Genomic DNA, 13657 nt, shown 5'->3' on the forward strand with positions numbered 1-13657 from the left:
CTCGCCTCAATCCTTTTCGTTGAGCCACACCGGCTCGATGGGCGCAGTGGCGCCGTTCAGGAGCGCCTCGGTCTCGGCGATCACGCGATGCACGTGCGGGATCGTGATGTCGGCACCGGCCAATCCGCCAATGAAGCTCATCGACGGGATATGGCGGCCGAGGCGGTACAGCACGCCCAGCGTCTCCTGGTACATCGGCCCGCAGTTCCAGCGGAACGCCACGGAGCGGTCGATGACGCCCAGTGCGCGCACCTTGGCGAGCGCCTTCTTCAGCGCCTCGACCGGGAACGGGCTGAAGGTCTTGATCTTGATGAGGCCGACCTTCTTGCCGGCGTCGCGCGCCTCGTCGATGGCGTCCTTGGCAGCGCCGGTCATGCTGCCAAGCGTCATGATCGCGAAGTCGGCATCGTCGAGCCTGTACTCCTCGACAAGCGGCGCGAAGCTGCGGCCGATGCGCTTTGCCCAGTCCGCGTGCACTTCCTCGATCACGGAGAGCGCGTTCTGCATGCCGCGGCACTGGCCCTTGCGGTAGCGCACGAAGGTCTGCGGGCCCTTGCCGGTGGTGCCGCCGGTGAGCGGATCGACTGCCATGGGGCGCAGCGGGTCGAGCGCGACGTGCCAGTTCACATCCTTCTCGCCCATGAATTCATCGACGTCGGCCTGGTCGGGCAGCTCGACGCGCGAGGCGCCGTAGGAAAGGTAGTTGCCGTCGAGGCAGACGTTCACCGGCAGCATCACGTCGTGGTGCTCGGCGATCTTGAAGGCCATCACGGTGGTGTCGAGCACTTCCTGCACGTTCTCGCAATACACCTGGATCCAGCCCGCCTCGCGCACGGTCATCGCGTCCTGGTGGCCGCCCCACACACACTGCGGGGTGATGCCGTCGCGGGTGACGATGGTCAGCACGATCGGCAGGCGCATGCCCGGAGTGCGGAAGTACGGCTCGAACATGAAGGCGAGGCCGGGGCCGCAGGTCGCGGTGTAGGTGCGTGCGCCGGCGAGCGCCCCGCCCTGCAGCACGGAGAGCACCGAGTGTTCGCCCTCGGCATCGACGATGTCCGCGTCCATGCGGCCATCGGCGATCAGCTTCGCGAGGTGCTCGACGAGCGAGGACTGCGGCGTGATCGGGTACACCGACACCATGTCGGGGCGCGCAAGTGCGACGCCCAGCGCGGCGGCCTCGTTGCCTTCGGCGAGGATCACCTTCTGCTTGCGCGGCGCCTCGGCGACCGCAGCTTTCTCCAGCGTGGCTGTCGTCATTGGGTTTCCCCCACCATGGTGATCGCCCGCTGCGGGCACTCGTTGGCGCAGATGCCACAGCCCTTGCAGGTCTTGAGGTTGAAGTCGAACCACGCGGCGTGCTCCTCGACGCACTGCACCGGGCAGTACAGCCAGCACACCGCGCACTTCACGCATTTGTCGCGGTTCACCACCGGCCGCATGTTGCGCCAGTCGCCCGGCAGCATAGGGCTGACGACGGTGGCGACCGGACAGAGGTCGTCGGGGACCCCGGCCTGTTCGAGGTTGAAGAGTGGATAACTGTGGTGCCGGCTCATGCCGCGGCCCTCCTTTCGATCTGGTGCACGACGGTCTCGGCGTAGCCGCGTTCAAGCGCCGTCATGTTCTGCGCGAGGCCGGCATCGCGGAAATCGGAGTCCTCGAGCGCGCGCTTGAGCGAGTCGAGCGACACGACACCGGTGGTGCGTGCGAAGGCGCCGAGCATCAGCGTGTTGGTGATCGGGCGCTTGAAGATCTCGAGGGCGATGCGCACCGCGTCGAGCAGGCCGACCGTACTGACGCAGTCGGGTAGCGTGAGCTCCGCGAGCGGCCGGTGAGTCGCCTGAACCAAGGTGCCGCCCGCTTTCATGCCGGCGAAAATATCGACCGTTTTCATCAGCGTGGGATCGACGCACAGAATGCAGTCGGGCTGATAGATGTTCGTGAGCTGACGGATCTCGCGCTCACTCATGCGCAGGAAGGACACCACCGGCGCGCCGCGGCGCTCGAACCCGAAAGACGGGATCGATACCGCGTACTTGCCCTCCTCGACCATCGCCGCGGCAAGCATGCCGGACGCCATCACCGAACCCTGGCCACCCCGGCCATGGAATCTCACTTCGTACATCTTGTCTCCTCCTGCGTTGCAGGGTGCGGGGCTCGTCGACCCCGCGTTGTCATTTGTGCCGCGAACTTCACGTAGGACGGGAGAAGCGAAGCGCATCCCGCCAATCGACCGTTCCCGACTCGACCACCATTCGGCGGGATCCGCCTTCGGCTCCTCCCGCCCTACCTTCGTGCCTACGCTCCCCCCCAACCGGGTTTCACCGCCGGACCGGCCGGGCCGCGACCGCGCACCGGCAGGTGCGGAATCGCGAAACCCTGCGTGAAGGCGGCGCGGCGCACCAGCGTGTACTTGAACCACCAGCCTCCGGCGACCGCGACCAGACCGGCAAGGATCAAGGCCGGACTCGCCAGCGGCGCACCGACCACGCCGACCAGCAGCAGGACGGCCGGCAGCACGTTGCCGTACTTCAGGAACGGCCCGTCGATTGCGGACAGCGCGCGCAGGCTGCCTTCCGGGGCGCCGCCGCTGCGCAGGCTATGCAGGTAGTTGCGCCACAGCAGCACACGGGCGAGGAGCAGCACCAGCACGCCCGTCGCCACCGCGATCTGCCCGGCGACCTGCGGAATCACGAAGGGCGCCGCGACCGCCAGCAGGCTCGCGCCTTCGGCAAACCCGGTCGCCGCCACGAGCGGCATGCAGCGCGGGTGGCGCCAGGCGGGGATGCCCTTGTCTGCCGCGAGGATGCGCGCCTGCGCATAGACGAAGCACGCACCGAAGATGCCGGTGAGCAGGACGAACAGGCTTTGCCCCGTCGCCAGCGCCAGCACGCCGGAGCCGAACACGAAGGGTGCCACGGCCGCCTCGCGCGTCATCCACGAGGTTGCGAGGTGCCGATACACGTTGAGCGCACGCCACGGCTTGCCGATCTCGAACCACACGCAGGTGAGCCCGATGCCGATCAGCGCCATGCCGGCGACGAGCAGTGCGCGCACGTCCGTGCCCCACAGGCTGGCAACGGCCGCAAAGGCGAGGAGCCCGCCACCCGTGCCGCCAGCGATGAAGTTCGACGCCGCGCGCCAGTCCCAGTTGTGCTGCTGGTGGGGCGAGAAGCGGTCGCCGGATCGGATTTTCGCGGCTTTCATTTTTTGTCCCAGATGTAATACACGCCCGGCCCGGTGCCGAGTTCCTCGTGCATGCGGAAGTGCTGCGTCTCGGCGATCAGGCGGCTGACCTTGCTTTCCGGGTCGTCGAGGTCGCCGAAGACCATCGCGCCGGAGATGCAGGAATTGACGCAGGCGGGCGTCACGTCCGGATCGCGCCCCGGCACCTGACCGGTCTTCGCCGCGAGGTCGATGCGGTCGATGCAGAAGGTGCATTTCATCGACACGCCGATGCGCGCCGGGTCGAAGCGCACTTCCTCGGACTTGATCGGCTTGTCGCCATAGGCGAACGTCGCCTCATGCACGATCGAGCGCGCTTCGTAGGGACAGGCCATCACGCAGTTCGCACAACCGATACAGGTGTCGTAGTCGATGGCGACGAGGCCGTCGGGGCGCTTGGTCGTGGCCTTGGTCGGGCACACCTCCTCGCATGGTGGCTCGTCGCAGTGCATGCACGACACCGGCACAAAGCTGCGGCGCACGTCCGGGAATTCGCCCGTCTCGAGGTCCAGCACGCGGCGCCACTGCACGCCCGGCGGGGTCGCGTTGGCGTTCTTGCACGCGGCGGTACAGGTCTGGCAGCCCACGCAGCGGCGCAGGTCGATGGCCATCACGTAGCGGGTCATACAGCCTCCTTGCGTTCGACCTTGCGCACCGCGACACGCACGATGTCCGAGCCCGAGCCCGTCGCGTCCGTCAGTTCCATCGACATCGGCGCGATGGTGTTCAGGCTGGGCATGCCGAAATCCTTGGCGAGCGGGGTCGCCCAGTGGTCGAACTGGCCGAGGATCACCAGCGTATCGGGTCGCACACCCTGTGCGAGCACCGCATCGCCGTAAGTCGCGCCGATGTGCGAGCGCACCTCGATACGATCACCGTCGGCGATGCCCAGACTCTTCGCGGTCTTGGCGTTCATGATCACGCCGGTGTGGCCGCGCACGTTCTGCGAGACCTCGCGCATCAGCGCGATGCTGGCATTGCCACCGGTGTGGTACTGCATGCTCTTGGTCGCCAGCAGCCACAGCGGGAAGTCCTCCGGCTTGCCGCCGGCGTTGGCGATCTGCTGCGTCCAGCGGCCCGGCACGTCGTGCCACTCGGGCAGCGCGGCGTATTCGGAGAGCTGCTCGTCCCACCAGTGCATCTTGTGCTCGTGCAGGCGGTTGCCGAGCTCGCGGCCGATGCGCAGCAGGCGCTCCTGGTAGGGCATCTCGTAGCGCAGGCCTTGCTTTTCCAGCGTGGGGCTCAGGTACCACTCGGTCTTGGACATCGGCACGGTGTAGAAACCGTGCTCCTTGAACCATTCGAGGTCATGCACCTCGCGTCCTTCGCTGAGGCTCGCGCTCGACGCGCGGCACACGGCGTCCCAGATCTCCTCAACGCCGTGCTCCTTGCTCGCGTCGAGGCTGTAGTCGTAGTTCTCCGCCTTCAAGGGGGCACCGCCGCCTGCGCCGCGATTCAGCGCATTGTTGTACGCCTCCAGCAGGCCCGTGCGCTTGGCGAGCTGGGTGCTGATCCAGGTGAAGTCGCGCGTGTCGCCCTGCGGTTCGACCGCCGGCTGGCGCAGCACGACGCCGCGGTGCTCCCAGAACTGCTCGACGAACTTGGTGCCGCCGACCTTGATCATCTGCAGCGATTCGAGGTCGGTCGCCTCGGGCAGCAGCAGGTCGGCCATCCAGTTGGTCTCGTCCAACGTGTAGGCGAAGGACACCGTGAAGGGGAACTTCGCGATCTCCTCGACCAGCGTGCGCGTGTCCCAGAACGAGATCGCCGGATTGGTGCGGTAGATGAACCACACGTCCGGCAGCGTCGGCAGGGGCATGTTCCAGTCCGACGGCACTTCGCGCTGGAACATCCACGCGAGCTGCGTCGGGCCGAGCGCCTGACTCCACGCGGTGTTGCCGACGATGGGCACCAGCGTGCGGTGGATGTTGCGCCCGGTAGGCTTCGCGACCCAGTGTTCCTTGTCGGTCGGGTTGAAGTACTGCGCCATGAAGCCGTCTTCACCGGCTTTCACGCTCAACAGGCGGTTGTCGTGCGGGCGGTTCAGCCGCACTGTCGTGCCCAGCGTGCCGCCGGGATTTTCCAGCGCACCGACCAGCGTCGCAAGCAGCGTGCGCGCCCAGCAGCATTCGAACGCGCCCCAGCCGTTGTTCACCGACTTGCCCAGCGTGACCGCGACGGGACGCAGCGGCAGCGTCTGCCCGTCGATCTCGATCGTCTCGCCGATCGAGGCGTTTTCCAGGTACTCGTTGGCGATACGGCGGATCGTCGCGGCGGACACGTCGCAGATCGACTCGGCCCACTCAGGCGAGTATTTCGCCATGTGTTCGACGAGCTTCGTATAGGCGGTGATGCCTTCGGCGACGTCGAACTGCTGCCGCGCGTCGTCGGCGTCGATGCTGATTGCGCCTTCGACACGGAAATGTCCCGCCACTGCCGGCACTGCGCCTTCCGTGTCGAAGGGCACGGCGCGGCCACTACGTTCATCCCACAACAGCGGCTTGCCCGATTCCGCGTCGCGCAGGTACAGACCGTCAGGTCCGACCAGGTACGGCGACGAGCTGCGATCACGCAGGAAAGCCACATCCAGCTTGTCGAGCCCCTGTTCGCACACCAGCACATGGATCAACGCGAACATGAAGGCCGGATCCGTCTTCGGGCGGATCGGCACCCATTCCGCCGAACAGGCACCCGTCACCGACAAGTGCGGCTCGACCTGCACGCGCTTGTAGCCGCGCACTCGCGCGTCGGCATGGCGCGTCACCGCACAGGGGCCGCCCGAGGCTTCGACGTTGGAGCCGATCGAGATCACGTAGCGCGCGAGCGGCGTGTCGGCGGCAACCGTGAAGCCGCGGTGCCAGAACTCGCCGTAGAGGTGCTCCGAATGCACGCACTTCACGCCCTGGCCGGAGCCGAAGCTGTAGTCGATAGGTCCCCACGCGGCGAGGAAGGCCGGCAGCGAGCCCATGTACATGCCGGGCGTGCCGCCATGACCGAAGGTCGCAGCGACTCGCGGCAGACCGGAGTCATCGACCAGCCCCTTCGCGCGCACCGACGTCAGCTTCGCGCTGACCAGGTCGAGCGCCTCGTCCCACGAGATCGGCACGAAGCCCGGATCCTCGTTGCGCCCCTTCTTCGGGTTGGTGCGCTTCATCGGCTGCAGCACGCGGTGCGGGTTGTAGGTCTTCTGCACCAGGCCGTAGGCCTTCACGCACACGCGACCGCGCGCCGGATGGATGTCTTCGGCGGCGAAGTTCGGCTCGATCTCGGTCGCGACGCCGTCGACGACCTTCACGTTCATGAAATCCGGTCCGGCCACGCAGTTGTAGCAATAGGTCGGAACCTTCCGCACTGATTGCGGATTGGCAGTTGAGGACATGTCTCCCCCGTTTTGATTTTTTAGTGAACCCGCTCGGGGTGGGAATAGACGCTGTGGCGCTCGCCACGCGCAAAGCCGATCAGGGTCAGGCCGGCGGCCTGCGCGACGCGCACCGCCATGCCGGTCGGCGCTGAAACCGCCGCCACCACCGCGATGCCGACCGCCGCCGACTTCTGCACGATCTCGTAGCTCGCGCGGCTGGTCATGAACAGGAAACCGTCGTTGAAGGAACGCTGCTGCGCCGCGATGGCGCCGATGAGCTTATCGAGCGCGTTGTGCCGGCCGACGTCCTCGCGCACGAACTCGACACGACCGTCGAACCCGCACCATGCGGCGGCATGCACGGCGCCCGTAAGGTCGAACAGGTGCTGGCGCGACTGGAGCTCGGCCTGGGCGCGCTGCAAGGCGCCCGCATCGAGCATTCCCGTGGCGCCGACCTTGGTGATCGGGCGACAGGCAAGCTGATCGAGGCTTTCGACGCCGCAGATGCCGCAACCTGTGCGCCCCGTCATGGCACGACGGCGTGCCCGTAGCTGAGCGAAGCGCTCGCCCGCCAGCTGCATCTGCACTTCAGTCCCGTGCGCGTGCTCGACGACCTCGATGTCGAGGATCTCGCGGACGTTGCCGGCGATGCCCTCGCTCAGACTGAAACCGACGGCGAAGTCCTCGAGGTCCTGCGGCGTGGCCATCATCACTGCGTGCGAGAACCCGTTGTACACCAGTGCGACCGGCACTTCCTCGGCCACGCTGTCCTCGGCGCGGACCGCAGCGCCGTCGGTCCACCGGTCCACGTCGTACATCCCGTGAGCATCCGCCATCGAAACCGCATCGTGCCGCATCGTCCACCTCGCAAACCGGATTTGTGTCGCCTGCCGCTACCGACGTCCAAGCCCCGACGTCTTGCGTTCACGATACAAACTGATCGCCGTATGGTCAAGCTTTCTGTATCGCTTTTTTCCTCATTGTTTGATTTGCATCAATAACGCAGAATAGCCCCGCGCGCCTTTCGTCGGACTCCACCGCGCGTTCATTTCCCGTGCTTCCGACATGGCGTTAGAATCGACCGACCCCATCACGCTCGCGCCCCGCGGACATACGAAATAACGGTGCAAAAACAATGAAAAGCCGTTTCCTGGAACAGTGGATCAGCGACTACCTGGCCGAACACCGGGTGCGCGCGAACTCCCTGATCATCACCGTGTACGGCGACTTCATCGCCCCGCACGGAGGCACCGTCTGGCTCGGCAGCTTCATCCGGCTCGTCGAGCCGCTGGGCCTGAACGAGCGCATGGTGCGCACCAGCGTGTATCGCTTGTCGCAGGACAACTGGCTGGAATCGGAACAGATCGGGCGCAAGAGCTACTACAGCCTGACGGCCTCCGGCAGGCGGCGCTTCGAGCACGCCTACCGCCGCATCTACGACACGCCGCAGGAGAGCTGGAACGGGGAATGGCAACTGGTCCTGCTGCCCTCCACGCTGGGTTCGCCCGAGCGCGACACGCTGCGCAAGGAACTGTCGTGGGCAGGCTACGGCAACATCGCGCCGGGCGTGATGGGACACCCGTCCGCCGACACCGCGACGCTGACGGAAATCCTCCAGGACACCGGCACGCAGGACAAGGTCGTGCCGATGCAGGCGGCGACGCTCGGCGCGCTATCGACCCGGCCGCTGCAGGACCTCGCGCGCGAATGCTGGAATCTCGACGAGATCGAGGCGACCTACCGGGAGTTCTCGGACCGTATGCGGCCCGTATTGCGCTCGCTACGCAGCACGCGCAACCTCGATCCGGAACAGTGCTTCCTCATCCAGACGCTGACGATGCATGAGTTCCGCCGGGCGCTGCTGCACGACCCGCAGCTGCCCGCGCAACTGATGCCGCGTGACTGGAGCGGCACTGCCGCGCGTGCATTGTCCCGCGACATCTACCGCATCACCTGGCGGCACGCGCAGCAGCACCTGATGGCGGTCTGCGAAACACCCAGCGGGCCGTTGCCGGCCGCAGCGGCCTATTACTACCAACGCTTCGGCGGACTCGAAGCGGAATCTCCCGAGCAGGAACTGGTCGAGAACTGAGCGCTACGGGGCGGGACGCCCGGGGGGGGCGGATCGTTGCACCTTTGAACCGGTCAGACTCCCCGTTCGCAGGGGCCATAGGCCGCCATGAACACATCCAGCGCCCGCGCGGTCACACCGCGGATTTCCTCCTCGCCGACACTCCCCGGCAACTGGAACAGGAAGCCGTCGATCAGCTCGGATTCGAGCAAGGCATAGAAGTGCTTCGTCGCCAGCATCGGGTCGGCGCGGTGCAGTTTGCCCTGCGCCATCGCCGCCTGGAGGAAATCCGCGATCAACCTCTGACTGCGCAGCACGCCCCGTTCGTACATCAGGTGCCCGAGCTTGGTCCGCCCGGATTCGGCAATCGACAGGTGGCGGTTGGCCAGCACTTCCGGGGAGTAGAGAAAGCCTAGAAAACGCTCGCCGAAGTGGCGCAGCGACTCGCGGATGTCGTCGGTGTTCGGATCGATCGACAGGTGGGCGGCTTCGAACTCGGCCTCGCACGAGTGAGTCATCACCTCGAAAAACAGCTCGTCCTTCGACGCGAAATAGTTGTAGAGCGTCGCCTTGGAGCCGCCCACGCGGGCACAGATCTCCGACATCGAGGCGCCCTCGAACCCGAGCTCGCGGAAGGCCTGCGCCGCCTCGTCGAGGATGGCCTGGCGCTTTGCCTCGGTCTTGGTCTTCATGGGTCGCCCTCAAAAATAAAAGTGAACCGCTGAGTACGATTTTAGCACCACGCTGCTATACTTCATACCTGTACCGTACTGTACGGTTGTGATTTAGAGCGAGACACTCCCGATGCATTGCTCCGCCCCCTTCCCTGCCCCCCGGCCGAGACTGACCGCCAGCGCTGCGCTGCTGGCCGCCCTGCTCACCCTTTCCGGGTGTGCGCAGATTCCTGCGCTGTCCTCCACGTTTTTCCCCCGCCCCGCGTCCGACTATGCGACCGCGGCGGCATTCGACGCCCCTGCGCTGGCGTGGCCTGCCGACCGCTGGTCGAGCGCGTACCAGGACCCGCAGCTCGACGCGCTCGTCGACGAGGCGCTCACCGGTTCGCCCGACATGCAGGCCGCCGTCGCTCGCGTGCGCCGCGCCGAGGCCGCCGGCCAGGTGGCCGGCGCCGCGCTGTTGCCACAGGTGAGCGCGGGGGTTTCCGTGACCGGCGATCGGCTGAGCTCCAATTACCTGACCCCCAAGGCGATGACGCCCGACGGCTGGAACGATTACGGCCGCGCGACGCTGGACCTGCGCTGGGAACTGGATTTCTGGGGCAAGAACCGTGCGGGACTCGCTGCCGCGACCTCGCAGCTGGACGCCAGCCGCGCCGAACACGCGCAGGCGCGCCTGTCTCTGGCAGCGGCCGTCGCCGCGGACTACGCCGAACTTGCCAGAATCTTCGCGGTGCGGGATACGGTGGCGCGGTCGGTCGAGGTCCGGCGCAAGACTTTGACGCTGTTCAGCGAACGCTTCGACAACGGTCTGGAGACGACGGGCAGCGTGAATGAAGCCCGCGCACGGCTCGCGGGCGTCGAAGGCGAACTGCTGGCGCTGGACGAACAGATCGGCCTGCAGCGCAACCGCCTCGCAGCGCTGCTCGGCGCCGGTCCCGATCGCGGGCTGGCGATCGGGCGCCCCGCCGTGCAGCTGTCGAACGACTTCGGCCTGCCCGCGGAGCTTGCGACCGATCTGCTGGGCAGGCGCCCCGACATCGTCGCCGCACGCCTGATCGCCGAGGCGCAGGCGCACCGCATCGAGCAGAAGAAGGCCGAGTTCTATCCGAACGTGAATCTCGCGGCCGTCATCGGCGTCCAGTCCTTCGGGCTCGACATGCTCACCCAGGGCGGTTCCACGATCGGCAGCGTCGGACCGGCGATTTCGCTGCCGATCTTCACCGCCGGGCGTCTGCAAGGCGAGCTGCGCGGCGCGGCCGCCGGTTACGACGAAGCGGTCGCGAATTACAACCGCACGGTCGCCCGGGCATTGGAGGAAGTCGCCAGCGCAGGGCTGAGCCAGAAGGCACTGACGGCGCAGCTGAACAAGGGTCAGGAGGCGGTAACGGCCGCGGGCGAGGCCCATCGCGCAGCCAGCGACCGCTATGCGGGCGGGCTGGCGAACTACCTCGAGGTGCTCTTCGCGGAAGACACCCTGCTCGGCAGCCAGCGCAACCTCGCCACCCTCCAGTCGCGCGCCTTCGCCGTGGATGTCGCGCTCAAACGCGCGCTGGGCGGCGGCTACCGTCACCACGCCATCTAATTGAAAAGGATTGAACGAACGATGTCCGACACGACCATGGCCTCCCCCAAGGAACAACGCCGCAAGACGCAACTCATCGGCCTCGCTGCCGTCGTCGGCCTGGCCGCTGCGGCCTCGGCCGCGTACTGGTTCCTGCACGCCTCGCATTTCGTTTCCACCGACAATGCCTACGCCGCGGTGGAAATCGCGCAGGTGACGCCCTCGGTCGGCGGCACCATCAGCGAAGTGCTGGTCACCGACACGCAGGCGGTGAAGAAGGGCGACGTGCTGGTGAGGATCGACCCGACCGACGCCCGCCTCGCGCTCGCTCAGGCCGAAGCCGATCTGGGCCGCGCCGAACGTCGAGTGAAAGGCTACTTCTCCACGGACGGCAGCCTCGCCGCGCAGGTCACTGCACGCGAGGCCGATGTGCGACGGGCCGCCGCAGAGCTGAAATCGGCCGAGGCCGACTTCGAGCGTGCCAGAATCGACCTGAAGCGCCGCGAGGCGCTCGCCGCATCGGGTTCGGTGTCCGGCGACGAGCTCACGCGCGCGCAGAACGCCTTCGCCGGCGCCCAGGCAGCCCTCACCGGGGCGCAGGCCGCGTCCGCCCAGGCGCGCGCCAACCTCGACGCCGCGCACGGCGCGCGCAAGACCAATGCCACGCTGATCGCCGGCACGACCGGCGACGACAACCCCGAAATCGCCTTGGCGCGGGCACGCCGCGACCAGGCCGCGATCGACCTCGAACGCACGGTGATCCGCGCCCCGGTGGACGGCATCGTCGCCAAGCGCCAGGTGCAGCTGGGCCAGCGCGTGCAGGCCGGCGCGCCGCTGCTGGCCGTGGTGCCGGTCGCCGAGATGCACGTCGACGCCAACTTCAAGGAGGTGCAGCTCGAGAAGGTGCGCGTCGGCCAGCCGGTGACGCTGCGCGCCGACCTCTACGGCAGCTCGGTGAGCTACAGCGGCACCGTCGAGGGTTTCTCGGGCGGGTCGGGGGCGGCCTTCTCGGCGATCCCGGCGCAGAACGCGACCGGCAACTGGATCAAGGTCGTGCAGCGCCTGCCGGTGCGCATCAAGCTGAACCCGGAGGAGCTGGAGCGCCATCCGCTCAAGGTGGGCCTCTCGATGAACGCAGAAATCGACACGCGGCAGAACTGAGCGGAGCGCGCCCAATGAGCCAAGCCTCACCTGCAGCCAGCCTGCCCCGCGAGGCCGCCGCCCTCACCGGCGGCCAGCTGTGGTTCGCCGCCCTGATGCTCGCGGCGGCCAACTTCATCGCCGTGCTGAACATGACGATCGCCAACGTGGCCGTGCCGAACATCGCCGGCGCGCTCGGCGCGGCCACCAGCCAGGGGACGTGGGTGATCACCGCCTACGCGGTCGGCGAGGCGATCACCGTGCCGCTGACGGGGTGGCTGTCGTCGCGCTTCGGCTCGGTGCGCGTGTTCGTCGGCTCGATGATCCTGTTCGGCGTGTTCTCGGTCGTGTGCGGACTGGCGAACTCGATCGGCGTGCTGGTCGTCGCGCGCGTCTTCCAGGGTCTGTGCGGTGGACCGCTGATGCCGCTGTCGCAGACGCTCCTGATGCGCATCTTCCCGAAGGAGAAGTCGGCGGCAGCGATCGGCCTGTGGTCGATGACCACGCTGGTCGCCCCGGTCGTCGGCCCCATCCTCGGCGGATACCTGTGCGACGAATACAGCTGGTCGTGGGTGTTCCTGCTCAACGCGCCGATCGCACTGGGCTGCGCCTTCTTCGCATGGAAGCTGCTCAAGCGCTACGGCGACGCCCTGTCGCGCAACGGCATCGATATCGTCGGACTGGTGCTGCTGATCATCTGGGTCGGGTCGCTGCAGCTGATGCTGGACGAAGGCAAGAACCTCGACTGGTTCTCGTCGAACCTGATCATCGGCCTGGCCGTCACGGCCACGGTGGGATTCGCCGCGTTCATCATCTGGGAATGGCACGAGGAGCATCCGGTGGTGGACCTGCGCGTGTTCCGCCACCGCGGCTTCACGGTCAGCGTGCTCACCATCAGCCTGGCCTTTGCCGCCTTCTTCGGCGTGAATGTGCTGACCCCGTTGTGGCTGCAGAACTTCATGGGTTACACGGCGACGCAGGCCGGTCTCGCGACCGCGTGGACCGGCGTCACGGCCTTCTTCGTCGCCCCCATCGTCGCGCACGCGGCAACGAAGGTCGATTCGCGCAAGCTCGTGTTCGCCGGCGTGATCTGGATGGGCGTCGTCACCCTGTGGCGCACCATCGCGACGACCGACATGGGTTTCTGGGACGTCGCGATCCCACTGATCGTGATGGGCTTCGCCCTGCCCTTCTTCTTCATCCCGACCACCGGGCTCGCGCTCGCCAGCGTCGACGAGGCGGAGATGGACTCGGCGGCAGGCATCATGAACTTCCTGCGCACGCTCTCGGGCGCCTTCGCGACCTCGCTCGTGACGACGAGCTGGGACAACCAGATCACGCGCAACCACGCCGAACTGGTGGGGCTGGCCGACGCCGACCAAAGCGTGCGCACGATGCTGGATCAATCGGGCATGACGCCCGACGCGGTCAACCAGGCAATCGACTACCTCGTCACCGGCCAGAGCGTGATGCTCGCAACCAACCAGGTGATGTGGGCGATCGGCATCGCCTTCATCCTCGCTGCCTCGGTGATCTGGCTCGCGCCCCGGCCCACCCGGGTCGTCGAACCGGGCGCCGGCGGCCACTGAGCTGGGGAGCGAGACACAGAAGGTGCTCACCCA

The 13657-nt window shown here is 67.0% G+C and carries 12 protein-coding genes; 4 read left to right on the forward strand and 8 right to left on the reverse strand.

All coding sequences use genetic code 11. The features are described 5' to 3' along the window. Window positions 1–6: 6 nt before the first annotated feature. The 7 genes from padG to fdhD all read right to left on the reverse strand — a co-directional run bounded on the left by padG (window position 7) and on the right by fdhD (window position 7422). The gene (gene padG, locus AzCIB_RS14085) at window positions 7–1260 is read right to left on the reverse strand and encodes an NADH-dependent phenylglyoxylate dehydrogenase subunit alpha (protein ID WP_050416472.1); all 1254 of its coding nucleotides are present in this window, start codon (window positions 1258–1260) and stop codon (window positions 7–9) included. Continuing rightward, window positions 1257–1556 (reverse strand): NADH-dependent phenylglyoxylate dehydrogenase subunit delta, encoded by a 300-nt coding sequence (gene padF / locus AzCIB_RS14090; protein WP_050416473.1) that lies wholly within the window; start codon window positions 1554–1556, stop codon window positions 1257–1259. Before padF ends, padG begins: the two co-directional genes overlap by 4 nt. Then, window positions 1553–2125, reverse strand: a complete 573-nt coding sequence (gene padE, locus AzCIB_RS14095) for an NADH-dependent phenylglyoxylate dehydrogenase subunit gamma (protein WP_050416474.1) — start codon at window positions 2123–2125, stop codon at window positions 1553–1555. The genes padF and padE overlap by 4 nt, the downstream gene beginning before the upstream one ends. Before the next feature lie 173 nt (window positions 2126–2298). Continuing rightward, window positions 2299–3207 (reverse strand): DmsC/YnfH family molybdoenzyme membrane anchor subunit, encoded by a 909-nt coding sequence (locus AzCIB_RS14100; protein WP_050416475.1) that lies wholly within the window; start codon window positions 3205–3207, stop codon window positions 2299–2301. Next, complete coding sequence (locus AzCIB_RS14105) at window positions 3204–3851, reverse strand: 4Fe-4S dicluster domain-containing protein (RefSeq protein ID WP_050416476.1); 648 nt, start codon at window positions 3849–3851, stop codon at window positions 3204–3206. Before AzCIB_RS14105 ends, AzCIB_RS14100 begins: the two co-directional genes overlap by 4 nt. Continuing rightward, window positions 3848–6604, reverse strand: coding sequence for a molybdopterin-dependent oxidoreductase (locus tag AzCIB_RS14110; protein WP_050416477.1), 2757 nt, complete (start codon window positions 6602–6604; stop codon window positions 3848–3850). Before AzCIB_RS14110 ends, AzCIB_RS14105 begins: the two co-directional genes overlap by 4 nt. A gap of 20 nt (window positions 6605–6624) precedes the next feature. Next, on the reverse strand, window positions 6625–7422 hold the full coding sequence (fdhD, locus tag AzCIB_RS14115; protein ID WP_232299226.1) for a formate dehydrogenase accessory sulfurtransferase FdhD: 798 nt from the start codon (window positions 7420–7422) through the stop codon (window positions 6625–6627). Window positions 7423–7721: 299 nt separating this feature from the next. On the opposite strand from fdhD, the gene paaX reads away from it, so the two are divergent. Continuing rightward, the gene (paaX, locus tag AzCIB_RS14120) at window positions 7722–8678 is read left to right on the forward strand and encodes a phenylacetic acid degradation operon negative regulatory protein PaaX (protein WP_050416479.1); all 957 of its coding nucleotides are present in this window, start codon (window positions 7722–7724) and stop codon (window positions 8676–8678) included. Between the two features lie 53 nt (window positions 8679–8731). Here paaX and AzCIB_RS14125 read toward each other — a convergent pair whose 3' ends face one another. Continuing rightward, window positions 8732–9349, reverse strand: a complete 618-nt coding sequence (locus tag AzCIB_RS14125; protein ID WP_050416480.1) for a TetR/AcrR family transcriptional regulator — start codon at window positions 9347–9349, stop codon at window positions 8732–8734. A gap of 112 nt (window positions 9350–9461) precedes the next feature. Here AzCIB_RS14125 and AzCIB_RS14130 point away from each other — a divergent pair, with 112 nt between their 5' ends. Genes AzCIB_RS14130 through AzCIB_RS14140 form a run of 3 tightly spaced genes read left to right on the forward strand, consistent with a single transcriptional unit; the run spans window position 9462 to window position 13624 of the window. Further along, a complete protein-coding gene (locus tag AzCIB_RS14130) occupies window positions 9462–10916 on the forward strand; it encodes an efflux transporter outer membrane subunit (RefSeq protein WP_050416481.1) in 1455 nt (484 codons plus the stop codon). 21 nt (window positions 10917–10937) lie between these two features. Further along, window positions 10938–12056: an HlyD family secretion protein gene (locus AzCIB_RS14135; RefSeq protein ID WP_050416482.1), complete on the forward strand. Its 1119-nt coding sequence runs from the start codon at window positions 10938–10940 to the stop codon at window positions 12054–12056. 14 nt (window positions 12057–12070) lie between these two features. Next, entirely contained in the window at window positions 12071–13624 is a 1554-nt protein-coding gene (locus AzCIB_RS14140) for a DHA2 family efflux MFS transporter permease subunit (RefSeq protein WP_050416483.1), read from the forward strand. Window positions 13625–13657: the final 33 nt, after the last annotated feature.

Source organism: Azoarcus sp. CIB (assembly GCF_001190925.1).
Taxonomy (GTDB): Bacteria; Pseudomonadota; Gammaproteobacteria; order Burkholderiales; family Rhodocyclaceae; genus Aromatoleum.